20 protein-coding genes are annotated in these 24,403 nt (G+C 39.3%); 16 read left to right on the top strand and 4 right to left on the bottom strand.

Features of this window, described 5'->3' with window-relative positions:
- Positions 1–3 precede the first annotated feature (3 nt).
- The 9 genes from BMW45_RS08840 (at position 4) to BMW45_RS08875 (ending at position 10,385) form a co-directional block, all read left to right on the top strand.
- Positions 4–1,332 carry an FAD-binding oxidoreductase gene (locus BMW45_RS08840; RefSeq protein WP_092242374.1) on the top strand — a complete coding sequence of 443 codons (1,329 nt, stop codon included), beginning with the start codon at positions 4–6 and terminating at the stop codon, positions 1,330–1,332.
- Positions 1,333–1,564: 232 nt separating this feature from the next.
- On the top strand, positions 1,565–2,161 hold the full coding sequence (locus BMW45_RS08845; protein WP_092242376.1) for a TetR/AcrR family transcriptional regulator: 597 nt from the start codon (positions 1,565–1,567) through the stop codon (positions 2,159–2,161).
- Positions 2,162–2,174: 13 nt separating this feature from the next.
- Positions 2,175–2,708 carry a GNAT family N-acetyltransferase gene (locus tag BMW45_RS08850; RefSeq protein WP_092242378.1) on the top strand — a complete coding sequence of 178 codons (534 nt, stop codon included), beginning with the start codon at positions 2,175–2,177 and terminating at the stop codon, positions 2,706–2,708.
- A 179-nt stretch (positions 2,709–2,887) separates the two neighbouring features.
- Positions 2,888–3,358 (top strand): MarR family winged helix-turn-helix transcriptional regulator, encoded by a 471-nt coding sequence (locus BMW45_RS08855; RefSeq protein WP_092242382.1) that lies wholly within the window; start codon positions 2,888–2,890, stop codon positions 3,356–3,358.
- 22 nt (positions 3,359–3,380) lie between these two features.
- Positions 3,381–4,733, top strand: coding sequence for a serine hydrolase (locus tag BMW45_RS08860; RefSeq protein ID WP_092242385.1), 1,353 nt, complete (start codon positions 3,381–3,383; stop codon positions 4,731–4,733).
- Positions 4,734–4,779: 46 nt separating this feature from the next.
- Positions 4,780–5,280 (top strand): C39 family peptidase, encoded by a 501-nt coding sequence (locus tag BMW45_RS08865; protein WP_166433306.1) that lies wholly within the window; start codon positions 4,780–4,782, stop codon positions 5,278–5,280.
- Positions 5,262–5,384, top strand: a complete 123-nt coding sequence (locus BMW45_RS28715; protein ID WP_278320781.1) for a hypothetical protein — start codon at positions 5,262–5,264, stop codon at positions 5,382–5,384. Before BMW45_RS08865 ends, BMW45_RS28715 begins: the two co-directional genes overlap by 19 nt.
- A 71-nt stretch (positions 5,385–5,455) precedes the next feature.
- Positions 5,456–6,439 (top strand): hypothetical protein, encoded by a 984-nt coding sequence (locus BMW45_RS08870; RefSeq protein WP_242882958.1) that lies wholly within the window; start codon positions 5,456–5,458, stop codon positions 6,437–6,439.
- Positions 6,440–6,656: 217 nt separating this feature from the next.
- On the top strand, positions 6,657–10,385 hold the full coding sequence (locus BMW45_RS08875) for a DUF11 domain-containing protein (protein ID WP_092242393.1): 3,729 nt from the start codon (positions 6,657–6,659) through the stop codon (positions 10,383–10,385).
- 58 nt (positions 10,386–10,443) lie between these two features.
- Here BMW45_RS08875 and BMW45_RS08880 read toward each other — a convergent pair whose 3' ends face one another.
- From BMW45_RS08880 to BMW45_RS08895, 4 genes are all read right to left on the bottom strand, one after another.
- On the bottom strand, positions 10,444–10,656 hold the full coding sequence (locus tag BMW45_RS08880; RefSeq protein ID WP_092242396.1) for an acyl-CoA thioesterase family protein: 213 nt from the start codon (positions 10,654–10,656) through the stop codon (positions 10,444–10,446).
- A 37-nt stretch (positions 10,657–10,693) separates the two neighbouring features.
- Positions 10,694–12,109 (bottom strand): PQQ-dependent sugar dehydrogenase, encoded by a 1,416-nt coding sequence (locus tag BMW45_RS08885; RefSeq protein WP_092242399.1) that lies wholly within the window; start codon positions 12,107–12,109, stop codon positions 10,694–10,696.
- 142 nt (positions 12,110–12,251) lie between these two features.
- The gene (locus tag BMW45_RS08890; protein WP_092242401.1) at positions 12,252–13,553 is read right to left on the bottom strand and encodes an aminotransferase class V-fold PLP-dependent enzyme; all 1,302 of its coding nucleotides are present in this window, start codon (positions 13,551–13,553) and stop codon (positions 12,252–12,254) included.
- 89 nt (positions 13,554–13,642) lie between these two features.
- Positions 13,643–14,065 carry a MerR family transcriptional regulator gene (locus BMW45_RS08895; protein ID WP_092242404.1) on the bottom strand — a complete coding sequence of 141 codons (423 nt, stop codon included), beginning with the start codon at positions 14,063–14,065 and terminating at the stop codon, positions 13,643–13,645.
- 198 nt (positions 14,066–14,263) lie between these two features.
- Between BMW45_RS08895 and BMW45_RS08900 the strand changes: the two genes are divergently transcribed.
- The 7 genes from BMW45_RS08900 to BMW45_RS08930 all read left to right on the top strand — a co-directional run bounded on the left by BMW45_RS08900 (position 14,264) and on the right by BMW45_RS08930 (position 24,002).
- Complete coding sequence (locus tag BMW45_RS08900) at positions 14,264–15,604, top strand: IS30 family transposase (RefSeq protein WP_092240044.1); 1,341 nt, start codon at positions 14,264–14,266, stop codon at positions 15,602–15,604.
- A gap of 375 nt (positions 15,605–15,979) precedes the next feature.
- Positions 15,980–16,606 carry a flavodoxin family protein gene (locus BMW45_RS08905; RefSeq protein WP_025230186.1) on the top strand — a complete coding sequence of 209 codons (627 nt, stop codon included), beginning with the start codon at positions 15,980–15,982 and terminating at the stop codon, positions 16,604–16,606.
- Positions 16,607–16,748: 142 nt separating this feature from the next.
- Positions 16,749–17,069 carry a class I SAM-dependent methyltransferase gene (locus BMW45_RS08910; protein ID WP_242882960.1) on the top strand — a complete coding sequence of 107 codons (321 nt, stop codon included), beginning with the start codon at positions 16,749–16,751 and terminating at the stop codon, positions 17,067–17,069.
- A 226-nt stretch (positions 17,070–17,295) separates the two neighbouring features.
- On the top strand, positions 17,296–19,476 hold the full coding sequence (locus BMW45_RS08915; protein ID WP_092242409.1) for a HelD family protein: 2,181 nt from the start codon (positions 17,296–17,298) through the stop codon (positions 19,474–19,476).
- A 15-nt stretch (positions 19,477–19,491) separates the two neighbouring features.
- Positions 19,492–20,034 carry a DUF4256 domain-containing protein gene (locus BMW45_RS08920; protein WP_092242411.1) on the top strand — a complete coding sequence of 181 codons (543 nt, stop codon included), beginning with the start codon at positions 19,492–19,494 and terminating at the stop codon, positions 20,032–20,034.
- Positions 20,035–20,149: 115 nt separating this feature from the next.
- Entirely contained in the window at positions 20,150–20,857 is a 708-nt protein-coding gene (locus tag BMW45_RS08925) for an MBL fold metallo-hydrolase (RefSeq protein ID WP_092242415.1), read from the top strand.
- 589 nt (positions 20,858–21,446) lie between these two features.
- The gene (locus BMW45_RS08930; protein ID WP_166433307.1) at positions 21,447–24,002 is read left to right on the top strand and encodes a bifunctional diguanylate cyclase/phosphodiesterase; all 2,556 of its coding nucleotides are present in this window, start codon (positions 21,447–21,449) and stop codon (positions 24,000–24,002) included.
- The last annotated feature ends 401 nt before the right edge of the window (positions 24,003–24,403 follow it).

Here is a 24,403-nt window from a genome sequence, read left to right on the forward strand (position 1 = left end):
AAAATGACGAAGCTCACTGGCCGAATTGTTCTTCCAGATGATCCATGTTATGAGATTGCCCGTAGGGATTATAATACGAGATTCTCAAAGTATCCCCTGGCTATTGTATTCTGCCAGGACACCCAGGATGCAATTAATGCGGTAAAATGGACAAGAGAGAATTGTATTTCATTACGTGCCCGCAGTGGTGGGCACAGTTATGAAGCTTTTTCTATATTGAATGATGGAATCGTCATAGATGTAAGCGAAATGGATAAAATCATTTTTGATGAAACCAATATGGAAGCAACGATCGGAGCCGGAGCCACCCTGTTGCCAATTTACGAGTTTTTATGGGATAGAGGTGTTACTATTCCGGGAGGAACATGTCCAAGCGTTGGCATTGCCGGTATTACACTGGGAGGGGGATTCGGCATGCTGACAAGAGAGATGGGCCTGCTTTGTGACAACTTAATAGCAGTCGAGATGGTCAATGCAGAGGGAGAAGTAATTTGCGCTGACCGATGCACGCATCCTGATCTTTTTTGGGCATCCCGAGGAGGCGGGGGCGGAAACTTTGGGATAGTAACGTCATTTATTTTTAAGGTTCATCCTATTTCAGATGTTGCCGTTTATAATATCACCTGGGATTGGTCGGATGCCGGAGAGGTCATCAAAGTATGGCAGTCTTGGGCGCCGTTTGTTGATGAACGGCTGACATCGATTATAGACCTATTTACCAAGGAAGACGGTCGTATTACTTCTGCCGGTGAATTTTTAGGCAATGAGGATCAACTGAGATGCTTACTAAAACCATTAATTGCCGCAGGCAATCCAATTCAGATAGATATTCAAACAATTCCATATATTGAAGCAGTAATAAAATTTGATGGTGGGCTGGGCCCTCATAAATTTAAAAACACTGGAGCTTTCGTGTATCATAGTTTACCTGATGAGGCATTAGATACCCTGCTTTGCTTTATGGAAACTTCCCCCAATAAAGATAACTCAGTTCAATTTCAGAGTCTGGCAGGGGCAGTCAGGGAGGTTCCTCCAGATGGAACGGCCTATTTCCATCGTGATGCAAACTATATCATGCAGTATATAACACGCTGGAAAGCTGATAAAGAAAAAGAGCCAAACATACATTGGGTAGAAAGTCTAAGAAGAGCCATGTTAAAATATGTAAATGGAACCTACGTCAATTGGCCTGATGTTTTTATCAAAGACTGGCCCAAGGCATATTATGGCACCAATTATCAGGAACTTATGCAAATTAAATGCAAATACGACCCGGAAAATATATTCCACTTTAAGCAGAGTATATGTCCAGACATTGACTTAAAAATATAATGATTTTTCTTTGATTACTGATATGGAGCAAAGAGATACAATGGAATAAAATTAAAAGCTATGAGATACCGTAAAAACGGTATCTCATTTTTGCCTGGACAATTTAGAGGTAATCGGCAATCTCGTATATACCAACAAAAAGATAATTTAGTAACAGTATTGACAAATTTATTTTCCTACCCTATAATAAAATAGACATATGTGTCTATTATGAAAAGGAAGGATGACTTTAATGCCGCAGGTAAGCGAAAAATATCTGGAAGCACGAAAAAATAAAATAGCAATAGCAGCGGTTAATGTTTTTGCTAAGAAAGGTTATTCCAATGCCACGATGAAAGATATCATGGATGAAGTCCAAATATCGCGGGGTGGTTTATATGCTCATTTTGAAAACATTGACACTGTTTTTCTGGCCGCGTTAAAATATGATGATTTTTTAAACATCGAATCAGCTTTAAGTCCTGATCCCAAGGAACCCTTATTTCCGCAATTAAAAGATTGGATTCAAAAAACAGTATTGTCAGTACAAGATTCAGATAGGAATTTAATACGTGCAAAGTCAGAATTTTTCCTTTCCCATAATGCTTCTGAATTTCCATATTTACAAGAAAGGCATGAAAAGCTAGCAAATGTGATTCAGTTATTCATTCATATGGGAATCGAAGCGGGAGAATTTAGAGATATAATTGATGTAAACACTTTTTCTGAATTACTTATTGCAACGATTGATGGAATCATGTTGCAGCAATATAATCAATTTTGCTCCGGTATTAATCTTTCTAAAAGGATTGATTTACTGAATACGATGATTGAGCGCATTCTATCTTAAGGAGGATCATTCAATGTTTCAAAACGAAATCATAAAACTAAGAAAATTATCACTTGATGATTACAATATTTATCATAGTTGGCGAAATGACGTAGAAGTCATGTATACCACCAGCCCCCTGCTAGACATTTACACATTAAAGGATACAGAAGAATTCATCACATCAATAATTTCTCAGCCTAATGCAAAAAGCTATATCATTGAGCATAAGGAGACGAATCAAGCGGTCGGCATTGTCTCTCTAAGTAATATTGATTATAAAAACCGCTCTGCTGAATGTATTATTGATATTGGAGCAAAAGATATGTGGGGAAAAGGCATTGGTAAAGCGGCTCTTTCTCTGATACTTGAGTATGCTTTTAGCGAACTTAACTTACATCGGGTATTCTTAAACGTGTTCTCGTTTAATGAAAGAGCAATTAAACTCTATGAGAAAATGGGATTTATGCATGAAGGAGTATTACGTCAGGCGTTCTATCGTGCCGGAGATTGGCATGACATTGTTATAATGAGCATCTTAAAAAACGAATATTTTTTTATTAGCTAAAAATAGGCCCCCGCAGGAAGTCACAGGCAAAATTGACTTTTAAAGCGGAGGCTTTTTGCTTGGGAAGTACTATTAAGCATGATATCTACTTTTTATTGATAATCTTACAATATTACTTGACAAATACGTTAGGAAACTTTATAGTTAAGGTAACTTAAATAAAAGGAAGGGGTAAAGCTTTGGTTCCGAAAACAGATCATCAGAATGAAAATGAATTGTTCCATTTAGTTACAGAAATTAATGAGATAACTTATTCCATGAATGCTCGTTTGATGAAAGAGCGTCAATCCTTATTTAATGAGGATCTGTCATCCAAGCAAATGATAATAATGGATTTGGTGAAGAAAGAATCCCAATTATCTATAAGCCAACTGGCTGAAGCAATGAATGTTACTTCAAGTGCTGTTAGCCAGATTGTCTCCAAATTAGAAAAAGAGAAATATCTATTAAGGACAATTAATCCTGATAATAGAAGAGAGATAATTGTGCAGTTAGATGAGAGAGGGCACCAATACTATTCAAAAGAAGAAGAGATTAACAGGGAAATCGTGAATCGCTTTTATTCTCGCATGAAAATGGAGGATATGGTACAATTACGTGACATTTTAGTAAAACTCAATTCAATAGTTGAAGAAGAATTATCAAGATAAGTGTTAAAAGGAAAATTATATCATGAATGAAAAAAGAGAAATACTAAATAAATTATTTACAGAAATTCAAACAAAACAATTGATGAATGGAACTGTCTTAGTGGCTCAAGACGGCGAACTATTATATAAGGGAGCTTTTGGCGAGGCTGAACTCGATTTAAAACGAAAGTTAAAAATAAATTCAATATTTAACTTAGCATCAGTATCAAAACCCGTGACTGCTTTGGGTATATTGTTATTGGTACAGGATCATAAACTTTCTCTTGATGACCCTATAGAAAAGTGGTTGCCTAATATACCTTATAAAGGAGCTACAGTAAGACAATTATTGAATCACACTTCCGGACTGCCCGATTATTTAGAGTTATTCGAACAGCACTGGGATAAATCCCAAATAGCGGTGAACCAGGATTTGTTAGAGCTACTCATTAAGTATCAGCCGGAACGGCTATTTGAGCCGAATGATCATATGGAATACAGCAATACAGGTTATGTGATGCTTGCTCTCATTATTGAAAAAGTTTCGGGGCATTCGTTTGCAGATTATATGAAAACAAATATATTTTTACCTGTTGGAATGCAGGACACAGAAGTATTCTGTCAAAGATTAACTGGACAGGTTATGGATAACTATGCCTATGGTTATGTGTTTGATGTGTACAAAGGTAAACATGTTTTGCCGGATAAATTTCCTGAAACAGATTTTGTTGTTTATCTTGATGGGATCGTTGGAGATGGTGCGCTTCATTCCACCGTTGACGATCTTCATCTGCTAGACCGGGCATTGAGAAAGGGGACACTGATTGATGACACTTTATTGAAGGAAGCCTATTCTCCGTCTTCCCCAAGACTTGATAGTCAATTTAAATATGGACTAGGATGGATTTTAGAGAATGATAAGAAAAGGGGAAGATCTGTGTGGCATAGTGGTGGTTGGCCAGGTTATGCCACTTACTTTAAAAGATACATTGATCATGATTCTACGATTATTTTTTTTAGAAACAAAGAACAGGACTTTGACTTTGAACAATCTATTTTACATGCAATTGAGAATATACTATTTGATGAATCATATGAGATCCCAAAAGTGCCAGAATTTCAAATGGCAAAAACATTAGACCCTGAGATTTTAAACAAATATGTAGGTGAGTACCGGCTGGAAGAGAATCCGGAAATGTCTGCAAAGGTTCTGATGAAAAATCAGCGGTTATTCCTTGAACTTCCAGGATCAATGAAACTTGAAATGTATGCGGTTTCAGATACTGAATTTTTCCTTCGCAGCTTATCTGTGACAGTTTATTTTGCAAATGATGGCATTTATCATCATTTGACTATTAATGATGGCAGTACCACTCAGACTGCTAGGCGTATTTAAAAAATGAGGTTAAAAACAGGTTGCAATAGAGAGGAGAAAAAATAACTTGTATAAAAATAATTTTATCAGCCAAAATGATCAAAGTTTTTATCCGGAATATGCATGTGGAATTGCCTGCCTTTCTATGTTATTAAAGTATCATCAGATCACTGGTTACGATAATTTTGAGAAGCTTGCTATAGAATTAAACTTTAATGTTTCACCAGAAGAAAAAGGATATGATAATGATGATATGAAATGTGGGACTTACCCTGAAGACATATTTAAGTATTTTACTAAAAATAATATCAACTTCAGAATGTCTTTCTATGATGACGAATGGAAGGAATCTCTGAAAAAGTCCCCGATTATGGTAATGATGACTGGTAATGAAGAAGAGTTTGGCCTTAGGAATAGTCACTGGATCTTATTAGTGAAAAGAGATAAAGATTTTTTTACGTATCTTGATCCATATGAAACAATGATATCAAATAATTATGTAAAACATATCTGGTCAGGTGATTTTAGAAAATATTATACAGGAATCGCATGTCAGGTAATCAAATAAAATTGGAGCCATGGAGTGTAAATGGACTGCTGGAAGTTGTAGACTGGAAGAACCGGACAGAAGATTTAAATAAAGATAGAAAGCTGGAAGAGATAATGATATAATATGAATTATTTTATATACGCTGGATCTTGTTTATCAACAAAGTCTAACAGTACTGCCATCGGAGGTAATTATGAATAAAAAGATGCTGTTTACAATTATAGCAACCTGTCTCCTTCTTGCAGGTTGTGGGAAAAATGCTTCTACCAATAATCTGCAACAAAATGATAACACGTCCTTGGAAACTTCTGCAGAAAATAGTGTATCCACAGAATCCCAAGAAGAGAGTATGCCCATAACGACAACTACAGCGGATACAACGGCTGCAGCAATAAATAGTATTGACTATAAACAATATCTTAAAAAGACATGGGTTAGAAATACTGATTCCGGTTTCCCTGATAATGGTGGCGTATCTATTTTAATTTCCAAAATTGGAGATGGAAAAATCCAAGGGGAGATCAGTGTAGTAGGCAGTGCCCCGGCATACAATATGGATATTGCAGAACTTGAAGGATCTGTTATAAATGATACAGCAAAGTGTCAACTTGTAAATGATTCGAGGGAAAATAAGGGAACTGTTGAACTTTTATTGAAACCTGATAATACCATTGAGGCCACGATCACAATAACCGAGAAATCCGAAGATACAGTCATGCGCCTTCCGGAAGGTACGTTTGAATTTACTCCATATAATCTTAAAAATGTAAATGGTTTTGAACTTACCAAAGATCAAACTTTTATGGTGGATTTAAATTCATGGGGCAATGTTAAATTCGTATCAGGAAAATTAACTGGTGGTAACCATATACCTGTAGAGTTTTATTTAACCAATGAAGAAGGAGATATCCTTTATAATTTCAATGCAGTTCTCCCTTATAGTGTAGATGTAAAAGCAGTTTCATTTCAGGATGTAAATAAGGATGGATTAAAGGATATAATCATAATTGTTGAAGACAACTATGACGGGGCGTCTGGAGAACCATTGGCCGCCGTTTACTTGCAAGAGGCAGATGGATCGTTTACAAATAACAATGAGCTGAACCAGGAAATAAATGATTCCGGAAACAATAAAGATATAAGTACAATAGCCAGTTACCTTTTAAGTAAATTCTAAAGATAGCAGCGTTTAAGGGGTTCCGTGATATCAAATAATATAATCAAAATGAAAACTAAGAGAACTGTAAAAAGGTTCTCTTTTTTATGCCAAAATTTAAGGAGAATAAAAGGTAAAGTTTGAGTTACGAGAGTAAGTGTTAAAGGACGGGGCTGTCACCAATAAAAGCTTGGCAGAATATTATAGTATTACAGAATTCATATAAAGGAGTGATAATATGGCAACAGTATCAGGTCAAATTATATTTGACAGAAATAGAAGTGCTACTATAGATGCTGGTGATTCTGGAATAGCAAATGTACCTGTTGTATTACAGAATATAACAACAGGTGTCAGGCTTGTAGTTCTTACGGATGCTGCAGGAAATTATGCATTTATTAATGTTCCAAATGGCAGCTATAGAATCGTAGAGGCATTTGGTACTGCGGGGGGAGTACCAACACCAGGTAATTTTGCCCTGGCAGTAGCAGGGCCAGTTCCTACAGCTGCAACACCCCCCATTAGTTTCGTCGCGAATCCCCCCGCAGGGTCAACAAACTTGGATTGTTTAACACCTAACACAATATTAATAACAGTAACAGGAGCAGATATAACCAACCAAAATATACTAAATGGCCCAGTGATTTATACACCGATTACAACGATATTAGACCCATGTACAACTGTATCCAATACTAATCTTATTACAGATGCAGATAACGGAACGTTTGGATTCTTTCCGCCAGGGACACCAGCGAATACAGGACCTGCGGTCGCACCATATCCCAATGTTACACCAGCTTTTACGTATGTAGTACCGGATCCTACTAAGTTTACACCAATTGATGGAGAATATACGATACAAAATCTTATGACAGATGCAATGAGCAATGTTATAGGGGCTTGGTGGCGTATCGCTGACCATACGACAGGAAATGAAACCGGAAGAATGATGGTAGTGAATGGGTTTAACCCAGGAGCCGTATTTTTTAGGTCTACAGTACCGGTTACACCAAATACTAATTTTTTATTCAGCACATGGATTCTTAATCTTTTTAAAGTAACAGGTTTTCCGCCAGCACAGTTAGGTGTCAGAATCCTGGATCAAAACGGTAATGTACTGTTTCAGCAAGCATTAGGAGTTGAGATTCCAGTTAATATAAACGCACCAGAGTGGAAACAAATAGGAACTGTCATTAATTCTATGAATAACACTCAAATTACAGTAGAATTCTTCAGTGAAGGAGAAGCTGTTGTAGGGAACGATTATGCAATTGATGATGTGGCTTTACAGGAAATCTTAGTACCAATATTTACCCCAGTTAAATCAAGCAGCACGTTTACTGCAAATGTGGGCGATATCGTAACGTATACAGTTAAATTAACAAATACGTGTACCAGTCCTCTGATTAATGTATTTTTTAGGGATAATGTACCAGATGGTTTATTATTCATACCTGGAAGTGTAACGGTTAATGGAGTTCCTGAGCTGGGAGTTGATCCTAATATAGGTTTTCCGCTGCCGGATATTCCAGGTGGATCCGTCACGGAAGTGACGTTTCAGGTAAGAGTTGAAGGCATTCCGAATCCGAATCCTGCTATAAATACAGCAACTATCGATTACTCATATACACCTGTTGAGGGTGGCATACCAGGTAACTTTACAGAAGAATCCAACCCAGTTCCTCTTATGGTTGAAGAATTACCAGGCGAAGCAGACATTGCTGTAGTAAAGCAAAGTGATAATCAGACTGCAGTCCCAGGGCAGTTGTTCACCTATACGATTATAGTTTCAAACTTTGGCCCAGCGGATGCAGAAAGTGTCCTTCTAACGGATAGTATTCCAACTAATATACTCAATCCACAGTTTTCAATAGATGACGGAGTGACTTTCCATCCATGGATCGGAAGCCTTAACTTAGGTACAATAGAGGCAGGAGGGGTAAGAATTGTTCTTATTAGGGGAACTGTGAGCCCAACAGCAACAGGCGTCATTACGAACACAGCAACGGTTAGCTCACCTACACCAGATCCAAATCCAGAGAATAATACTTCAACCTTAGAGACTCCGGTAGCAGTCGTCGAGGCAGACGTTGCTGTAGTAAAGCAAAGTAATCAGGTAATTGCAGTCCCAGGAGAGCCGTTTAGCTATACGATAACAGTTAATAATTTTGGCCCAAGTGCAGCAGAAAATGTACTTTTAATGGATAGTATCCCTAGTTCTATTCTTAATCCAATGTACTCAATCGATGGAGGAGTAACATTTAATCCATGGCCAGGATTTCTTAGCTTAGGAACTTTACCGGCAGGAGCAGAAAGGATTATCATAATTAAAGGAACTGTAAGCCCTGACGCAACAGGCGTGATTTCCAATACAGCAATCGTTAGCTCCACGACACCAGATCCAAATCCAGAGAATAATACTTCAACGTTAGAAATCCCAGTATCAGCTGTCGAGGCAGACGTTGCTGTAGAAAAACAAAGTAATCAGGCAGTTGCTATACCGGGAGAGCCATTTAGCTATACAATTATAGTTAATAACTTTGGTCCGAATGCTGCAGAGAATGTTCTTCTAATGGACAGTATACCAAGCTCTATTCTTAATCCAATGTACTCAATCGATGGAGGAGTAACATTTAATCCATGGCCGGGATTTCTTAATTTAGGAACATTACCGGCAGGAGCAGAAAGAGTTATCATAATAAGAGGAACTGTAAGCCCTGACGCAACAGGCGTGATTTCCAATACAGCAATCGTTAGCTCCACGACACCAGATCCAAATCCGGAGAATAACACTTCAACGCTAGAAACTCCAGTATCAGCTGTCGAAGCAGATATTGCTGTAGAAAAACAAAGCAATCAGGCGATTGCGATACCAGGAGAGTCGCTTAGCTATACAATTGTAGTGAATAACTTTGGTCCAAATGCTGCAGAGGATGTTCTTTTGATGGATAGTATACCAAGTTCTATTCTTAATCCAGAGTACTCAATCGATGGAGGAGTAACATTTAATCCATGGCCAGGATTTCTTAATTTAGGAACATTACTGGCAGGAGCGGAAAGAATTATCATAATAAGAGGAACTGTAAGCCCAACGGCAGCAGGCATTATTATAAATACAGCAACAGTAAGCTCCCCTACACCAGACCCAAATCCGGAGAACAATACTTCAACGACAGAGACGCCAATATTAGCTCCAGCACAGGCAGATGTTTCAATTACAAAAACTGCAAGCCCCAATCCAGTGGCTCCAGGAGAAATGATAACCTTCACTCTAGTAGTATCCAATGCAGGACCAAATACTGCAGAAAATGTGATTGTAAATGATAATATTTCAGCAAGCATTACAGGACCGGTATTTTCAGTCGATGGAGGGGCAACCTTTAATCCATGGCTGGGCTCCCTTAATATAGGGGCATTGCCGGCTGGAGAATCAAGAACCATTATCATTAGAGGTACAGTAGCAGAATCAGCTTCAGGCTGTATTAATAATACGGCAATTGCAATCTCAGCAACACCGGATCCTAATCTGTTTAACAACGTAGCATCAATATGTGTAGCAGTAGCGGCAGCTGAAGAAACAGAAGCAGACGTTTCTGTGAAGAAATTTGCAAATAAGAAAGAGGCTTGCTGTGGAGAGCTGGTGGTGTTTACAATCGTGGTTTCAAATGCAGGCCCGGCAGATGCTCATAATGTTGTTTTAACCGATAGCCTGGCAAACATTCTTAAAAAACCGATGTTTTCACTGGACGATGGTTTTGCTTTCCAGCCATGGCCGGGAAGTGTTAACTTAGGCACAATACCAGAAGGCACATCAAGAGTCGTTCTTATAAAAGGATGCATACGGCAGACATGTTCTTGTAAAATAATTAATACAGCACAAGTCAGTTCAACAACGCAAGATCCAGATCTTAACAATAATACCGCGACAGCTTGTATACAAATTTTAAAATGTTGTGACGATTGATCTTGCTGCTCTTCCTGTTAAGATGCAGTGGATGAAATAAGTTCATACCGCCAGCCGTTCATTGGTTGGCGGTATTTTTATGCTCAGCATTTGAGCCATATGAAACCTGTTCAGATTCACAGAGGGAGGTTAACAAATCATATAATTCCGGCAGAGACTTCTTTAAAGAAACCGGACGCTTCTTATTAGAGTCATAATAGCAATGTGTGCTTTCTCCGATTGTTCTTAATTTGCCGGTGGCTGCATCCGTCATTTGATACTGGACCGTCATGTATATCTCCTTCTTATTGGTATTTAACTAAATCTATTCATGGAATAATTTCAAAAACAGTACCTTGGTAATGATCCGCTACTTTCATAGATCCATAGACTCCTAAATACAGCCTGGTTTGATCCAGATTAGTTCCCAAGCTAACAAAATAAGCTGATTTAGAACCGAAATCATAATCAATATCAATCACACTAAAATCCTGAAGTTTACAATCTGCCCTTACTGTGGTATAGGATAAAGCCCCTCTGACAGGCGGCGGAGCTTCTTCATTCCTGGCAAGATCAGTGAACACAACACTCCCTTTTAAATCTGGGATTTCATTTCCCATGTATGGTTGGACTCCGGTAAGCGCAGTTGCCCCAAACTTATCGGACCGGGGATCTTGGTGAAAATAACTGATAAGAGGCGGTAAGCGTTTTACCGATGTTGTTATTGTTTCATCGTAATAAGCAATTATTTTATCATTCAAAGCTGGATTTACAGTGCAGTTACTTACTACTGAAGTAGGCAGGGCGCCCTCCCAACCACGCCAGCCAAAGTTAATAAACCCTTCTTGCTCAGGCTCGGTATTCATCATAGAAGATTGGATAAGCTTAGTGACCGGTATGGGTTTATAATCTACAAAAGAAAAAATCGATTCTACCACATCCTGTCCCACATTCCCAACGTATTTGACATATTGACTGTTAAACCTTTGAAATGAAATTCCTGTAATATTGCGGACACCTTTGGCAATAACCGTAAGCGTCTCCTGAAAGGAGACAGGAAGTTCCTGAAAGCGTGTAATTACGGGTGGGTTATCATTCAATGTATTCACCGCAACATCAATTTCAATTATTTTACCGGCAATTTCCATATCATCCTGGCTTAAATTAAATGGATCGAAGCCTGCGCCGCCATCTCCGGTTGTTAAAACAAGTTTTCCTGTTTCTGGTGAAAAATTTAAGCTGTTGACACCATTATGATTTAGAAACGGTCGTCTTATACTAAGTAATGTACGGCGTTTTTGAGGTTGGGCATTGGATTGATAGATCCACTCTTCAACGGTGTCAATGTGATTATATTGCGTTTCCCTATTTGTCCACTTTAAGTTTAAGGTTGCTGGGTCACATGGGTCAGGCTTAAAAGATGATGGAAGAGCACCTGGGCCTTGCGATCCGGCAACTGAGTAATGAAGGTAAAACAGGCCATTCTTATAAAAGTCGGGATGAAACGCTAATCCCAGTAGTCCACGTTCATCATATCCGCCGGAAGAACCCCCCAGTTCTAAAACTCTCGGGCGAATATCTAAAAAAGTTTCTATAGCTCCGTCTCCGATGTAAAAGATTTCTCCGATCTGGGTTGCAATAAATAATCGTTCTGCATTATCACCCGGAAGTATGGCTGTTTTTAAAACTGTGGGTAAATTTATATTACCAACTAATGGCTGTAAATGAACCTTAACCTTAACCAATGTCCAAACCCCATTCTAATCATTTTTTTATAAAATATGAATAGAACTATTATATTAGTACAAGATTTAACATCTGGAAAATACCCGTTTTATTTCCGATGAAAAACAATTAAAAAAGTTCGCCGGTACTGATTTGTCAGGATCATAGAAATGACTGATACGACGCAAATGAGATAGATGGATTACTAATGGAGAGCAATGCATCAGCCAGGCGGTCGATATCTTCGTAATTATTAAACAAACCAATGGACGCCCTGACAATGCCGTATCCTTCCCCGCTTTGATAGAGAGAAAATGCCTGATCATCCGTAAGCCCAAGCAGATCTTGAACATATAGATTAGCTCCATTTGTACCTGGCGCGATATCAATGCCGAACCCAAATCCTAGATGACTGGCAAGTGTCCGGTATGGCATATAATTAAGATTAAATGCCGCAAACGGGGTTCGTGTATTCCTGTATACGTCACCATAGAGAGTCAGCCCCGGGATTTGACTTAAACGGCTAATCAGGTACCTGTACAGCCCTAGTTCCCATACCTCAACATTTTTCATTCCGATCCCGTTTAGAAAACGGATTGTCGCACCCATTGAGATGATGCCAAGGAAGTCGGGGTACCCTGCCTCATATCGTTCAGGAGAACCCTTATATATGATATTTGAACTGCTTACGAATTCAGTAATACCGGATCCGTATATCAGTGGTTTATATTGATCTAAAAATGCCCGGTCTCCTACCAGAACACCGCCGGATTGCCCAGTATAAAATTTATGGCCGTCAAAGGACACAAAATCAATATGGGAGGCATCGCCGTGAGGCTTCATGGTAAAGCTTTTGTGCTGCACAAGCTGAACTGCATCAACGAATATTCTGGCTCCATACTGATGGGCCATTGCAGCCATGTCATAAAATGGGGGAATAATGCCTGTTACATTGGAAGCCCCTGTTACGGCTACTAATTTTATTTGTCCTCTGTATTGTTCAAGCTTGGCGGCATAGTCGTTCATATCTACGTCACCCTCTGGCGTAATTCTGACAGCCACTGTCTTCATCCTTTCCCGGAAGGGCAGATAGTTGGCCATATGTTCCATTCTTGTCGTAAGGATAATCTGGTCCGGGTCGTGCTCATAATATACCTGGCTGAGAATGTTGATGGCTGAGGTAGTATTCGCGGTGTATATAACAGTATCCAGCGAAGCGTCGGCACCGATAAAATCCGTCACGATATCTCTGACCTCATTATATTTTTCTGTGAGTTGGGCTGATAAAGCGTTGGGTTCATTACCATACGAATAAATAGGAAGGATTTTGTACAGCTCCTGAATGGCTGGTTTGGCAACAAGAGGTGTTGCTGCATTATTTAAATACACTCTGCTTGTAACACCAAAGTCAGTGTTTATTGGGGTATCGGTTCCATAAAAACAACTTCGCAGATTAGATATCATAAAGATTGATCTCCTTAGATATATACTGTATTATCATATGTTTTTTATGGAAGAAATGACACCTGATGGGGAGCCTGCTAAAACGCAGTCTATAATTCTAATTCATCATCGATATATTCGCAGCAGGTTGGAATTGGTGAGTTCGTATCGTAGGCCTGGCAGGCATCATGGTAATAATCCAGCTTTCGATCAATCAAACGAAGATGTTTTTTTAGATCATCGATTTGCTTTAAAATATCTTCTTTATGATTTTCTAACATATCGTTACGGGTATGAAGGGTTTGGTTGCCTTCATTTTGCCAGTCCGTAAATTGCTTTATTTTCTTAATTGGCATTCCGGTATTCTTAAGGCAGCATATAAGAAAAAGCATTTCCATATCATCCTTTGTAAAAATACGGTTGCCTGATTTATCTCTTTTTACGTTAGAGAGCAGCCCTTCACGGTCATAGTATCGTAAGGTATAGATTGTCAGATTCATTTTTTTTGCGGCTTGCGCTATGGTATAGTTCACATTTATCACCTCAAATAGTTTTATACAGCTATTATATAGCTTACACTTAGCTCCAGGTCAAGGATAATTATGAAAAATATTGTTAAATGTTAAAGTGAATTCGTGATTCACCTATTAAATTCGTGTTAGAGGATTTTAGTCTTACACGATATATGGTATGGTAAAGATGGTGGATTCCTCCGATAAAGGAGGTCTATTATGCCCAAGAAAAAAGTATATGACCAGAAGCATCTTTCTACCAGTCAACGTATCCATATCGAAAAGGGCTTGAATGAGGGACTTTCCTTCGCTGCCATTGCAAGGAAGCTGGATAAACATCCAAGCACCATCACAAAAGAAGTGAAGAAATACCGCACTTTTCAGCCTTATGACGCTGATCCCCAAAAGCCGTCCCGGTGTGCTCTGTTCAAAGAATGTACCATGCGGTTCCTCTGTGATGAAAAGGATTGTGTGAAAATGTGCAAATCCTGTTTTGATGTAAAACTGCAGGTTGTTAAATGTTCTTATCTTTGTCCTGAATACAAAGAACCACAATGTCCTTCCGTCCGAAAAGCTCCTTATGTCTGCAATAGCTGCCCTAAAAGCAAACGGTGTAATAAGCATAAAGCATTCTATATCGCCCAAAATGCGGATAAGTCATATCAGGAACTGCTTGTATCCTGCCGTTTAGGCATCAACCAAAATCCTGCCGATATCGCAATGCTGGATGATTTAATTTCACCTTTGTTAAAGCAGGGTCAATCCTTGGCCCATATCTATGCCTTTCATGGGCATGAGATTCCCTGTAGTCGTAAAACTCTTTACAGTTACATTGAGCAGGGTGTATTTACCGCCAGGAATATAGATCTAAGGCGTAAAGTGCGTTATAAATGTAAACCAAGGAAAACAGGTACAAGGATAAGCCTTGCTGCTAAGGAATTTCGTATTGGCAGAACCTATGAAGATTTTCAGAAATACATACAGGAAAATCCTATGATTCCGATTGTGGAAATGGACACAGTGGAAGGTGGACGAGATAACAGCAAACAGGCCTTTATGACGATGTTCTTTCGGAACTGCTCTCTTATGCTGATTTTTGTTTTGGAAGAAAAGACCCAGGATCATGTCATTGGAGTATTTGATCAGTTGACGAAAAAGCTTGGTATAGAAACCTTTCGGGAACTGTTTCCGGTTATTCTTACCGACAATGGAACTGAATTCCAGTTCCCTTCCCGTCTGGAGTGTGATAGAAATGGCCAAATCCGCACAAAGATTTTTTACTGTAATCCGAACAGTTCCTGGCAGAAAGGCATGATAGAAAAGAATCATGAATATATACGTTATGTGATTCCCAAAGGCGAAAGTCTGGATCCATACACACAGGCTGATGCCATAAAACTAATGAACCACATCAATAGCGAAGCGAGGGACAGCCTGAACAGTTGCACTCCGTTCAGGCTGTCCCAGCTTCTTTTGAATAACAAGCTCCATAAACTCCTTAAGCTCAGGGAAATCCCTGCAGATGAGGTCTCACTGAAGCCTTCCTTATTCAAAAAATAAACCTATATACAAGACGGAATCCACTGCCGAATTTAATCCTGCACGAAAAAGGTATGTGGAATTTAGTCTTGCACGCTAAGCCAGATGCCTGTTTACCATGCTTGCACTCATGGAAACAGACCTCTATAAATGCATTATAACGCTATTTAAGTAACCCGTAAACTGGTAAAACATGATTTCAGTCCTGCAAAATCAAGGGAGTAGAAAAATCACGAATTTACCTTCTCACTTAACGATTATGAAAAATATCGTATCTAAATTGTCATATGATAAGTCATAATGTTGTAAAATGTTATAATTTTAATTTAGACTATTGACCTACATCTAAGTGTTGGGTCTATACTTTCCGTATATCAAAGAAAGGAGTGTGGATTTATGAAAGTAATAGCAATTAATGGCAGTCCACGTAAAAACGGTAATACAAATCAGGCACTTAAGATCATGGCAGATGAGTTGGAGCAGCAGGGGATAGAAGTTGAAATCATTCAAATTGGTCATCTGGATATCCACGGGTGCATTCACTGCGGATACTGTTGGACTTCCGAAGACAATCATTGTGTTTTTAAAGATGATATTGTCAATGAAACTGCAAAAAAGCTGCGGGAGGCAGACGGTTTCATCCTTGGATCCCCGACTTATTATGCAGGAATAGCAGGAACAATGAAAGCCTTTCTGGATAGGGTATTTTTCACAAGTTCAGGTTACTTCAAATATAAAGTTGCAACTTCCATTTCCGTTGTTAGACGTGCTGGCGGTGTGGATGTAGTTCATCAGCTTAATAACTATCTTAATTTAGCCGAGACTGTTATACCGCCGTCCCAATACTGGACAGTAGCGTATGGCATGGATAAAGGAGAAGTTATACAGGACGAGGAAGGAATCCAGACCATCCGCAAAAACGCCAGGTCAATGGCCTGGCTGCTTAAGATCATTGATGCAGGAAAAGAGAACATACCTGTTCCAAAAGAAGAAGACCATGTTATGACTAACTTTATACGATAGGAAAGACGGTTGAGATTTTCGATAATTTTGCTAGAATCATGCGGGATAAAGGCTGGAATAATGTAAACAGCTTCATGAAAGCAGGGATTACAAAAGGAAATGTATTGGAGATTGGCCCAGGTCCCGGGTATGTGGGTCTTGAGTGGCTAAAAAAATTTCCAATGGATCGCTTCATGAATGGGAAGACCCCGTAAAGGTTTTTAATGAAATAAACAGAGTCTTAAAACCCCAAGGGCTTTTATGCATCACCGACATGCGCCGAGATGTGAACTCTCTGATCAAGTGGTTTATTTATTTCTCAACCAGTCCAAAGGAAATCCGTCCGGGATTTTTAACTTCTTTCAATGCCTCGTATACGGCCGATGAAATAACGAACTTACTTGGTCAGTCAATGCTTAAAAATACTGCTGTCAGCATGGAGTTTTTCGGTTTATGCATAACAGGAAAGAAAGCCGCTTTATAACAGCAGCGTTATACAGGCTGTGGCCTGCTTTTTATAAAATATAGCATATATAAAAGAAAGGTGATTGTGCGTCTGCGCAATCACCTTTCTCTCTTCACCTTTATTATAACACATACAGCCGGCAACAACAAGACTGTTTTTCTGATACGGGTTGTGCTAGACTATTTTGAATAACGGTTTAGGAAATGAGTTTTCTGCCGATTCTATAAGAGAGGTGGTATTTGTTATGGAAGATAACCGGACGGAATTAGAATTTGAAAAGAGCAGGTTAGAACAAACCATTGCTTTAGCGAAAAAGCAGCTGGATCAAGCGAGAGAGCGCAATGTAGAGAATAAGTCGGCCATAATTTCTGCCAAGAAAGAGCTGCGCGAGAATACATCTCACTCCATAGCAAGTCTATGGAGCAGCGAAGGTTTTGAAGCCCTTGCTGCCTTAAACCAGTATGCAAATCCGATCACAGATAAAATCGCCGATTATGAAGCGGTAGAAAACAAAATCCTGTTGCTGGAGAAAATGATCCAATCCCCTTATTTTGCCCGGATTGATTTCAAGTTCGATGATGAAGATGAATTCGAAAATATCTACATCGGGCGCACCTCATTAAAGAAAGATGAGACAAATGAATTTTTCATTTATGACTGGAGATCACCCATAGCAAGCGTCTTTTACCGGTTTGTATTGGGGCAGGTATTTTATGATGCCCCTGGCGGAAGGATCACAGGAGAGGTTAATTTAAAGCGCCAGTATGAAATCAGCAAAGGGGAGCTGGAGTATTATTTCGATGCAGATGTGCAGATTGTGGACGAATTTTTAAGGAAGCTGCTGTCCCAGAATACTTCTCCTAAGATGAAAACGATTGTAGAAACCATTCAAAGGGAACAGGACATTGTTATCCGGGATATGGAAAATGACTTAATGATGGTACAGGGCGTGGCAGGAAGCGGCAAGACGTCCATTGCTCTTCACAGGGCAGCCTACCTGATGTACCAGGGCCTTTCCTCAAAGCTGACCGCTGATAATATTTTGATTATTTCACCAAACTCATTGTTTGAGCAGTATATTTCCAATGTATTGCCTGAGCTTGGAGAAGAACATGTTGTATCAGTGGTATTTGAAGATATCATTGCTTCTGTACTGAAGAATGAGCAAGTACAGTCGAGAAACCAATTTTTGGAAAACCTGATCTCAAATACTCAATACAGGGATATTATAAAAAGCAGCATTGAATTTAAAACATCCCGCCAGTTTTTGGAGATAATGGATCGGTTCATTGATGACCTGCCCCACAAATGGATGAACTTTGAGGATATCTGCTATGGCGGTGAGTGTATCATAAGTGGAGAGATGATAAAAGAGAAAGTACTATCCGGAATTAACGAAACTCCTTTGGGTTTGAGATTAAAGCTGATAGGGGAATATATTTTGGAACTGATCAGCGAGTCTAAGAAATACCGCTTAAAACAATCAGAGAAAATCCTGATGAATGAAGAAATGTTAAAATTCATGGAACTTGATATTAAGGATGTTTATAGAAAGCTGTTCCATGACAAAGAATATTTTTACAGTCTGGCAAAAGGAATAGAGCTTCCCGGCTGCATGGACCACATTTTAACTTTCACCCAGGAAAATTTAGATACCAATATGCTATACTATGATGATGCAACGGTTCTCACTTATTTGAATTTAAAAATATACGGTATCAAAAAATATAAGACCATTAAGCAAGTAGTAATTGATGAAGCACAGGATTACTATCCTCTCCATTTTGAAATTTTTCACCTGCTGTTTTCAAAAGCGAAATTTACAATCCTGGGAGATATCAACCAGACCCTGGAAAAGAGGGAAGACTTATCCCTGTACCAATTGATCGGAAAAATCTTCAATAAGAAAAAATCTTCTCTTGTCACTATGGATAAAAGCTTCCGGTGTACAAATGAGATTTTAAATTACGGATTAAAATTCCTTGAACAAAGTACAGAGATAAAGAGTTTCAACCGAAAAGGAGATGAGCCCCAGTTATATGCGGCGAAGGATCAATCATCGTATCATGACTTGATTGTATCAGAAGTGAATTCCTGCCTGGAAATGGGGTACCAGTCAATCGGATTAATCTGTAAAACTGAAAAAAGCGCCCGTTTCCTCTTTGAGTGCTTAAAGGACAAAGCTGATGTCCAGTTAATAAAAAGTGAAAGCACAACAGATTTACAAGGCGTTTTCATTATACCGGTCTATATGTCCAAAGGGCTTGAGTTTGATGCTGTTTTAATATGTGATGCTGATGCTGGGACTTACTGCAGCCAGGATGATAAGAAGCTATTATACATTGCCTGTACAAGGGCGCTGCATAGACTCAACTTATTCTGCAAGGGTGAATCAAGTCCGTTATTGGACGAAAGGAAACCGTAAGGGAGGAAAACATCCATGTCAAATGAAGAACTGCTAAGTATACTGAAAAACCGATTTTTTGAAAATATGAACCGCCATAAAGGTCTTGAGTGGGATCAGGTGCAGGAAAGGCTGGAAGAAAACGCTGATAAACTCCGGTCACTTCATGAAATGGAAAGAACCGGTGGAGAACCTGATGTTGTTGCATTGGCTGAAACAAGGGATGAATATGTCTTTTATGACTGTTCTGCAGAAAGTCCAAGTGGCCGCAGAAATATTTGTTATGATCGTGAAGGCCAGGAGGAGAGAGAAAGGAAAGGCGTGTATCCGGAGGGCAATGCCGTTGGTATGGCGGCTGCCATGGGCATAGAACTTTTAACGGAGGAACAATACCGGGAGCTTCAGAAATGGGGGAATTTCGATAGGAAGACATCAAGCTGGGTAAAGACTCCATCTGATATCAGAAAACTTGGAGGTGCTGTCTTTGCTGATTTTCGCTACGGTCATGCTTTCCTATATCACAACAGTGCGCACAGCTTTTATGGCAGCAGGGGATTTCGGGGCTGCTTGAAGGTGTGAATTTGTGGGTATTGTAGTTAATTTAAAATAACGTACGGAAGAATTACGGAGGCAATAAGTTATATAATCATTACCAGTCTGCAATCCGCTAGAAAATTTTGTGAGGAAAAGTAAAATGAATCAAATAATTATGTTAGATATAAATTTTCAATATCAGAATGAAATCCGGACATTTCATCCAGTTTTATTATTAAGCGCTAATGATGTTGTTCTAGTGGACTGCGGATATCCCGGTTTCCTGCCTTTATTAGAGGAAGAGATGAAATCAAAGGGGATTAATCCTGGTTCCTTAACAAAGGTATTGATCACTCACCATGACGACGACCACATGGGAGCTCTATTTGAAATAAAGGAAAAATATCCTGATATTAAGGTTGTGGCAGGTCGCACGGAAAGCGGGTATATCTCCGGTGAGAAAAAATCGCTGCGCTTGTTACAGGCGGAAGAAATGTTGAATGTAATGCCGGAAGAACAAAAGCCTTTTGGAATTCAATTCTGTGAATCCTTAAGAAGAGTCAAACCTGTTTCCGTTGACATAGAGGTTAAGGACGGGGAACATTTTGACTGGGCCGGCGGCTGTGAGATCATAGAGACTCCGGGGCATATGCCTGGACATATTTCCTTATATCTAAAGGAAAGCAGTTCCGTTATTACAGGAGATGCCGCAGTTATTGAGGGCAATCAACTGGTCATTGCAAATCCGCAGTATACCCTGGATATTGAGGCGGCCAAAGCTTCCCTTCATAAACTGATATCTCTGGATGCAGACCGCTATTATTGCTATCATGGAGGGTTATTTGAAAATTTGAAGGAACAAGCATGAATACCAGCCGGAGGTTATGGAGTGGAAAAACTCCAAGTACGTCAGTAAAGAGCAGTTGTATGTAATCTGCCGGATAGCGACGCCATATATATGGTTAATAAATAGAATTCAGAGATCAAGGGGCTTAGTTTATTGGAGGTATCTATAACCAGTAAACTAAGCCCTTTTTGTATAACAAGTGGAGATAAAAGATGTGTTACTGATATAACATAAATATGCATTTTAATGCTTGACATGTTACTATTTGTTGAAATATGTCGGTTTTTATGGTAAATTATAGGGAATTAAGATATTATGACGGAATACTTTAAGTGAAAATGAGCTGGTAAAAATGGGACAATTGGAAAGGAAAATGGATGCAAAAAAAGGTCAATCAACAGTACTGTTTTTCGGAAAGTCTAAGCTTAAATATACTACATAATTGATTATGTGGAAAAAGATAATCTGCTGTATTCTTTATTCATGGCAGATTATTTTTGTATACTACAATGGTAAATTGTATTTTAATAATTTAAAGTACACAACTAATTAAAGACAATCAATGAAATAACTGGTTATGGAGAAACAAACCAGTACCGAGGTGGCAGTAATGAGAAATAAGTATTCCAGATATATAGCCGTACAGACGGTCATTATGCTTATCATTTTCATGACGATTGTTTTCGTTCTTTTGCGTTCCCAGAAGTCAGAAGACAATTATGTTCTTTCAAGCATTGGACAATCTGTATCCTATTCTGTTCAGCAGCATATTGCCATAACAGAGGGCGTATTAACCTCCCTTGCTTATAATTATGACATTGATGATGAAATCGATAAGCATAAATTTAATATTTTGTCATCCAAATATATGGAGAAAAACCCGGACATCCTTTATATCCAGCATAAAGATAAGGATACGATCACAGATATGGTATATCCTGATGCCTATGATTATACCATAGGCGCCTCCTTGCTTGGACGTCCGGAGGTGGAGGAATCCCTTGAAAAATCGATTAAAAACAGGATTATAACGGTCAATGATCCCTTTATCCTGAAGGGGACTCAGAATTTGCTGGGGCTGGTCATACGGTATCCTCTTTATAAGAACGATCAGTTTAACGGATTTTTTGTTGTGGTTTTTAACTTCAATACCTATATGGACAGGGTGATCAGAGAGGCGGTACCAAATACCTACCACATCAGTATCTATAATAATAAAGGAGGGCTCATCTGGGGGGATTCCCCCTGGATGGACAGAAATTCCTACATAGTCCAGATACCGGTCATGGATACTTACTGGACATTGAAACTGTCAAAGGAAGGAAACAGTATCAATACCAACGGAGCGGTCATAGGGTTTATCTCGGTGCTGGTGCTGTTCCTTATGGGAGTACTCATCTATGTGCAGATGGGTCTCTTTAAAAAGGATGAAAACATCCAGCATCTTGCCAACCTTCACAAGGAACTGGAAAGGCTGAAGGAAAGCTACACCCTGGCTCTTGACAGTGCGAATGATGCGCTCTGGGAATGGAATCTCATAACCGATGAGATCATTACTTCCGATAAATGGATCGATATTACCGGAAATGCCCCGAAAGGACATGGACTCCGGGGGATATTACAGGAAGAAACCATTCATCAGGAGGATTATCAGGCAGTGCTGGCTGAATTTGACTCTTGTTTAAAGGGAGAGTCCCGGGAGTTTCACCGGGAATACCGTATTAAAAATAAGGATGGCAGCTATACCTGGGTCTTAAATAAGGGAAAGGTTTATTTTGACGGTGAAGGCCTTCCTGGTAAGCTTGCAGGTGCAGTGTCCAATATTGAAGAACGGAAGCATAGAGAATCGAAGATGGAATACATGGCATTTTATGATATGCTGACAGGATTGCCTAATAAGGTGCAGTTTATGGGTACCCTTGAGGACACATTAAGATGCATTGGAGAGGGGCTATGCAGATATTCCATCCTTATGATTGATCTGGATAATTTCAAGATCCATAATGATTTACTTGGACTTGATTTCTGCGACCAGCTGCTTAAGCAGGTAGGTAACCGGCTGACACAGATACTGGGGCAGGAAAATATGGTAGCAAGGTTCGGCGGGGATGAGTTTTTAATTCTCATCAGGAATCATCAGGACGTCAAAGAGGTGGAAATGATTTGCCAGAACATTCTTAGCATCTTTGACTCTCCCTTTGTGCTGATGGAAAAGTCCGTTTATTTATCTGTCAGCATAGGTGTTGTCCATGGTCTTGAAGCCGGCCAGACAGCAAATAATGTGCTTCGGAACGCCGATACGGCTCTTAACAAGGCCAAGGAAAGCGGAAAAAACCAGTACTGCATTTACGATGCACAGATGCATGATGAAATTATCAGAAAATCCGATGTGGAGGCATGTATCAGGGAAGCCTTAGCAAAAGATAATCTTCTCATTTATTATCAGCTGCAGCAGGATTTATCAAATGATGAAATAAGAGGAGTGGAGGCTCTGGCAAGGCTTAATTCGGAAGAACTGGGTATGATCCTGCCTTTTGAGTTCATAGGGGTTGCCGAATATACAGGACTAATTATTCCTCTTGGTAGCTGGATATTAAAAAATGCATGTAAACAGGGAAAATCATGGATTGACAGCGGCTGTAAAATCGGAAGACTGTCCGTAAATATCTCTGTACATCAGCTGCGTAATGAGAATTTCTATGATCTGGTTGAGGGGATTCTGAAAGAGACACAGTTTCCGGTAAACCAGCTGGAGCTGGAAATCACGGAAAGTGTCCTCCTGGAGCTTTCCCAGGACAATATCGAAATCCTTAAAAAATTGCGGTCCCTTGGGGTCAGCATTGCGCTGGATGACTTTGGTACAGGGTATTCCTCTCTTAATTATTTAACGGTTCTCCCTATTGATATATTGAAAATTGACAAGTCATTTTTAAGAAGAGCTCTTGAAAGCGAGACAGAGCATCGGGTGATAAAAAGCATCACTGAGCTGGCCCATGGCCTGAACTTAAAGGTGGTTTGTGAAGGAGTGGAATCGGCGGAACAAAGAGAGATTCTTAAGGAGATGGGATGCGATTATATCCAGGGGTATTATTTTGCAAAGCCTGGTGATGCAAAAAGTATTGAAAAGTGGTTTCAAAAATGTGGAAGGCGGAACAAAGATTACTAATGAAACGGCCGGTGTGGTCAGATACAAACTGAAAACGAAAGCCTGATTAACACAGGTTTATGGGGCCGGAAGGCCCCTTTTCCTTTCTTATGACGAGTCGGCAACGGCAGATATTCAGATCATACAGGGGAGGCAGAATGTGGCCGGGAGCTGCTATAGTTAATTGTCGGATTTGCAGAAAAGTGTAAAATATGACAGAACATGATAGGAAAAAATGGATTTATCCTATAAAATATTAAAATGGAAAAAGTTCATAGATTGATGTCTAAAGATAAGGGACGATTAAGTACTAAGGCGGGACATTTTAACGTATTTAAAAATATCAGCAGTATGCAGTAGCTATACAAAGATGAAGCAGGTTGAATTTTAAATTTTTTAATATAACATACATGATACCTGGA

It is taken from the genome of Lacrimispora sphenoides (assembly GCF_900105215.1).
GTDB lineage: Bacteria > Bacillota > Clostridia > Lachnospirales > Lachnospiraceae > Lacrimispora > Lacrimispora sphenoides_A.

Bases quoted from the DNA above. Each gene is read 5' to 3' on its own strand.
- BMW45_RS08905 (WP_025230186.1), top strand. From the start codon at position 15,980: ATGAAAGTAATAGCAATTAATGGCAGTCCACGTAAAAACGGTAATACA.
- BMW45_RS08880 (WP_092242396.1), bottom strand. From the start codon at position 10,656: ATGACGGTCCAGTATCAAATGACGGATGCAGCCACCGGCAAATTAAGA.
- BMW45_RS08860 (WP_092242385.1), top strand. From the start codon at position 3,381: ATGAATGAAAAAAGAGAAATACTAAATAAATTATTTACAGAAATTCAA.
- BMW45_RS08925 (WP_092242415.1), top strand. From the start codon at position 20,150: ATGAATCAAATAATTATGTTAGATATAAATTTTCAATATCAGAATGAA.
- BMW45_RS08915 (WP_092242409.1), top strand. From the start codon at position 17,296: ATGGAAGATAACCGGACGGAATTAGAATTTGAAAAGAGCAGGTTAGAA.
- BMW45_RS08870 (WP_242882958.1), top strand. From the start codon at position 5,456: ATGAATAAAAAGATGCTGTTTACAATTATAGCAACCTGTCTCCTTCTT.
- BMW45_RS08850 (WP_092242378.1), top strand. From the start codon at position 2,175: ATGTTTCAAAACGAAATCATAAAACTAAGAAAATTATCACTTGATGAT.
- BMW45_RS08890 (WP_092242401.1), bottom strand. From the start codon at position 13,553: ATGATATCTAATCTGCGAAGTTGTTTTTATGGAACCGATACCCCAATA.
- BMW45_RS08875 (WP_092242393.1), top strand. From the start codon at position 6,657: ATGGCAACAGTATCAGGTCAAATTATATTTGACAGAAATAGAAGTGCT.
- BMW45_RS28715 (WP_278320781.1), top strand. From the start codon at position 5,262: ATGTCAGGTAATCAAATAAAATTGGAGCCATGGAGTGTAAATGGACTG.
- BMW45_RS08920 (WP_092242411.1), top strand. From the start codon at position 19,492: ATGTCAAATGAAGAACTGCTAAGTATACTGAAAAACCGATTTTTTGAA.
- BMW45_RS08845 (WP_092242376.1), top strand. From the start codon at position 1,565: ATGCCGCAGGTAAGCGAAAAATATCTGGAAGCACGAAAAAATAAAATA.
- BMW45_RS08900 (WP_092240044.1), top strand. From the start codon at position 14,264: ATGCCCAAGAAAAAAGTATATGACCAGAAGCATCTTTCTACCAGTCAA.
- BMW45_RS08840 (WP_092242374.1), top strand. From the start codon at position 4: ATGACGAAGCTCACTGGCCGAATTGTTCTTCCAGATGATCCATGTTAT.
- BMW45_RS08930 (WP_166433307.1), top strand. From the start codon at position 21,447: ATGAGAAATAAGTATTCCAGATATATAGCCGTACAGACGGTCATTATG.